This window comes from Gordonibacter pamelaeae 7-10-1-b (genome assembly GCF_000210055.1).
Lineage (GTDB): Bacteria > Actinomycetota > Coriobacteriia > Coriobacteriales > Eggerthellaceae > Gordonibacter > Gordonibacter pamelaeae.
This window is the reverse complement of record NC_021021.1, coordinates 1830210-1834157: the sequence shown is the minus strand read 5'-3', so window position 1 is coordinate 1834157 and position 3948 is coordinate 1830210. Positions and strand designations below refer to the sequence as shown.

Below are 3948 nucleotides of genomic sequence, written 5' to 3'. Positions count from 1 at the left end.
GTCGCGGCCGCGGCGCTGGCAGCTGCGGCCGCCTCGCGCGCCTCGGATTCGGCGGAAGCGGCGCGGTCGGACGACTCGAACGTCACGTCGTCGGCGATGTCCGCCTCCACGCGCACGAGCTCGTCGAGCGTGACGCCGTACAGGTCGGCGAGCGCGATGAGGTTGCCCGTGTCGGGCGACGACTCGGCGCGCTCCCACTTCGACACGGCCTGGCGCGACAGCCCCAGCCGCGCGGCCAGCTCCTCCTGGCTGAAGCCCTTCTCGCGCCTCATCTCGGCTAGGCGTTGGGCGATTTCGACGTTCATGAACGATCCCTTTCTCGGCGTTGGCGTCATGAGTACCTCTTTCTCGCCCTCCAGTGTGCGGTAGCGCACCCGGTTGCACCAGCATCTCTGGTAACCATTTTACGCAACCGCCGGTTGCCTGCCCGTGTGAAAAGGGATTTTGCGACGAAGCACGCCGAAACCCATGACATTTGTCATGGCGAGGGGCCTCCTGCCGCTGCGGCGGCCCCGGCAGCGCATGAGACCTGGGGATGGCGTGCGAGAGCCCCTACCGGGCGGCGTCGCGCAGGGCCTTGAGCTTCGCCAGGGTGGACGGGTCGATGCGGGAGGCCACGGTGTTCTTCTCGGCCACCTTCGGGGTCTCGTCGAGGCGGGCGTCGTCGTAGTAGCGGTCGACCTCCAGGCTGAAGCCGTTCGCGCTCATGCGGTCCACGCCGAAGCCGAACACGGTGTCCTGGATGGTGGCGTCGCTCGTGACCACGAGCGTCTCCACCTGGCGCTCGCGCGCGTCGTGCGCGAGCTTCTCGATGACCTTGTCGGCCGACTGGCCCGCCGGGCTGAACATGATGCGCACGCCGCCCACGCTCTCGGCCTCGCCCGTGGAGAACTCGTTGCGGCCGCCGTCGAACACGATGATGGCGCGCCAGTCGCGGCCGGCGTAGTTCACCACGTCGTTGATGAGGCGCTCGCGCGCCGTGTTGAACGCGTCGTCGGTGTAGTCGGGCCCCGTGATCTTGCGGTAGCGGCTCCCCGACCGCAGCACGTTGTACCCGTCCACGATCAGCAGTTTTTTGCGTTGCTTACTCACCATAGGTCCAAATCAGTCAGCGAGGCCGGCTGCGGTGCCCGAGATCGTGGGGAGGGCGAGGGCGAAGCGTACTTCGGTACGCGAGTCCTCGGCCTCGCCGCGAGATCGGGCAACGCAGCCGGCCGCAGCGTCGGCCCGTTCCGCCGTTCGGAGAACGGCGGAACCTAGTAGTTCTGCCGCAGCCATTCGTACATGCAGGCGGTGGAGGCTTGGGCGACGTTGAGGGAGGCCACCTCGCCCATCTGGGGCAGCTTCACCAGGAAGTCGCAGCTCTCCTTCACCACGCGGGACAGGCCCTCCGCCTCGTTGCCCATGACGAGGGCGATCTTGCCCTTCAGGTTCGAGCGCCAGATCACGTCGTCGGTCTGCTCGCTGGCGCCCGCCACCCAGAAGCCGCGCTCCTTGAGGCGCGCCATGACCTGCACGAGGTTCGGCACCTGTGCCACGGGCAGGTGTGCGATGGCGCCGGCCGAGCTCTTGTAGGTGGAGGCATCCACCTTCGCGCTGCGCTTGTTGGGTATGACCAGGCCGCATGCGCCCACGGCCTCGGCGCTGCGGGCGATGGCGCCCAGGTTGCCGGCATCGGTGAGGTGGTCGAGGATAACCACGAGCGCGCGGCCCCCGTTCTCCTCGGCGTACGCCTCGGCGGCGCGTTCGATCACGGTGATGTCCACATAGGCGTGCGGCTTCGTCTCCGCCATGACGCCCTGGTGGCTGCCGCGCTCGGACTTGTCGTCCAGCGTCTTGCGCGGCACCGTGGTCACGTCCACGTCGAAATGCTTCGCCTTGCGCAGGATGTCCTCCACCAGGCCGTCGCGCTTCGCGTTGTCGGCCAGAAGGATGCGCTTGATGGGCACCTGCGTGCGCAGCGCCTCGATGATGGGGCGTTTGCCCTCGATGTAGTCTGCCATGGGTATCGCTTTCCGCAGGCGGCCGCGAGGCGGCCCTGCGCGTTTCGGGTTCGGTATCGAGCAGAAAGTGTACCACGCGGCGAACGGCACGCGCGGCGCTTCGATAAAAACTGCGTCAATCGCCCAGCGGGGGCAGCGGCTTCGCCAGGGCGCCGCCCTCGGGGTACGCCATGCCCTCCAGGTAGGGAACGGCGCGGTTCTTTCCCTCGGCCTTGGCCCGATAGAGCGCGATGTCGGCCCGACGGTACAGCTCGGAGAACGGGTGCGGCTCGGATTCCACCACCACGCCCACGCTCAGGCTGACGTCGCGGGGGAAGCCGCGGTCGGCCGCCATGGTGCGGAACGCGTCGATGAGGGCCTCGGAGCGCTCCATGGCCACGCGCGGGTCGTACACGTCGCGCATGAACACCATGAACTCGTCGCCGCCCAGGCGCGCCACGATATCGCTCGTCCGGAAGAGCGTGCGGGCGGTGTCCACGAACGCCGTGAGCAGGTTGTCGCCCACCAGGTGGCCGAACTTGTCGTTGACCGACTTGAAGTAGTCCACGTCGGCCAGAAGGCATGCGTAGGACACGTCGGGCTGCTTGGAGGCGCAGTACTCTCGCAGGCGGCCCTGCAGGTACGAGCGGTTGTAGGCCCTGGTCAGCGCATCGGTCGAGGACTGCTCCAGCAGTTCGTACTCCTCGGACACGTCCACGATCTTGCCCACGTACTTCACGACCCGGCCCCGGGCATCGTAGATGCGGCGGCCCATGACGCGCTGGTGCACGAAGACGTCCTGCTCGCTTTCGCGGCCGAAGAAGAACATGGGCCGCAGGCGGTACACGTGCACGTAGTCGTCGCGCCCGTCGCCGCGCTCGGGCTGGGCCTGCGACAGCTTGCGCGCGTCGGCCGCATAGCGCACGCGGTCGTCGGGGTGCACGAAGCCGTCGAGGCCGATCGTGTCCAGGCAGTGCTCGATAACCAGCTTGTTGCGCCTGATGTCGGGGCTTTTGCCGAAACGGGTGGAGAACAGGTACAGGGTATCGCGCCCCACGTCGTATTCGTAGATGACGTCGTCGGACAGCTCCGAGACGATCTCGTAGCGCTCGCGCTCCACCTTGGCCTGCGAGAGCACGGCGTCGAGGTCGACCGCGCCCACGTCGCGCGCGGTCATCCTGCGCGAGGCGAACGGGTCGTCCGGCGCGTGGGGGGCCGAGCTGTGCATGTGGACGATGAGCCAGTCGTCGCCGACGGGAGCGTACACGAACGTCAGGCGGCGCTCGTACTCGTCATCGGAAGGCTCGCCCTCGGCGTCGCCCTTCGTCGCGCGCGTGCGCAGGCTGGACAGCACGACGGTGCAGGTCTCGTTGCGGTAGGCGAGATGGCATTCGTGGGATACGATGCGCGACCCGATACGGCGCGCGAACGCGCAGGAGGCGCCCAGCAGGCGGGCGACGGCATCGGTGTCGAAGGCGTGGAGCTCGCTGGCGTAGCCGTAGCAGGTTGCGCGCACGGGATCGAGGCAGGACAGCGCAGCATCGAGGTCGCCCCGCTCGTAGCAGGCCTCCACGAATTCCCGGGTCTTGTCGACCAGCAAGAATGCCAGGTTCCCCATATCGCCAGCTTTCGCATCCATCGCAGCCTACGGCACGTCGCCGCCGTCTTAATTGAGGGCACCATACTAGCATAGTGTCAAGGCAAAAAATGCCCCCCCCCCCCGAATTTTTCATCAGTAACCCATAGGGTGATGTTTTCGACACCTTTTCCGCACATTCGGCGCGCTCGGGGCGCTTCGGGCGAGAGGCCGGCCGACGCTTTCCGGCAGCGTCCCCCGCTAGCGCGCCGCGCGCCCGCTTTCCTGGCGGCCCGCGCCCCCGCTCGCGACATTCCCCGGATTCGCATCCCCGCTCGCACCGTCGCGGCGGTTCGCATCCTCGCCCGCACCGTCGCGGCATCCGGCATC

The 3948-nt window shown here is 67.7% G+C and carries 4 protein-coding genes; all 4 read right to left on the bottom strand.

The window, feature by feature from the left end:
- Nucleotides 1-305 (bottom strand): helix-turn-helix transcriptional regulator (locus GPA_RS17440; protein ID WP_156791150.1); only part of this gene is annotated, 305 nt, incomplete at its 3' end.
- A 247-nt stretch (nt 306-552) separates the two neighbouring features.
- The gene (locus tag GPA_RS08490) at nt 553-1092 is read right to left on the bottom strand and encodes an NYN domain-containing protein (protein ID WP_041240299.1); all 540 of its coding nucleotides are present in this window, start codon (nt 1090-1092) and stop codon (nt 553-555) included.
- Between the two features lie 164 nt (nt 1093-1256).
- Nucleotides 1257-2003, bottom strand: a complete 747-nt coding sequence (rlmB, locus tag GPA_RS08485) for a 23S rRNA (guanosine(2251)-2'-O)-methyltransferase RlmB (RefSeq protein WP_015539611.1) — start codon at nt 2001-2003, stop codon at nt 1257-1259.
- Between the two features lie 115 nt (nt 2004-2118).
- Nucleotides 2119-3600, bottom strand: a complete 1482-nt coding sequence (locus GPA_RS08480; protein ID WP_041239344.1) for a GGDEF domain-containing protein — start codon at nt 3598-3600, stop codon at nt 2119-2121.
- Between the last annotated feature and the right edge of the window lie 348 nt (nt 3601-3948).

Excerpts from the sequence above, each read along its gene's own strand:
- rlmB (WP_015539611.1), bottom strand. The coding sequence starts at position 2,003 with ATGGCAGACTACATCGAGGGCAAACGCCCCATCATCGAGGCGCTGCGC.
- GPA_RS08480 (WP_041239344.1), bottom strand. The coding sequence starts at position 3,600 with ATGGGGAACCTGGCATTCTTGCTGGTCGACAAGACCCGGGAATTCGTG.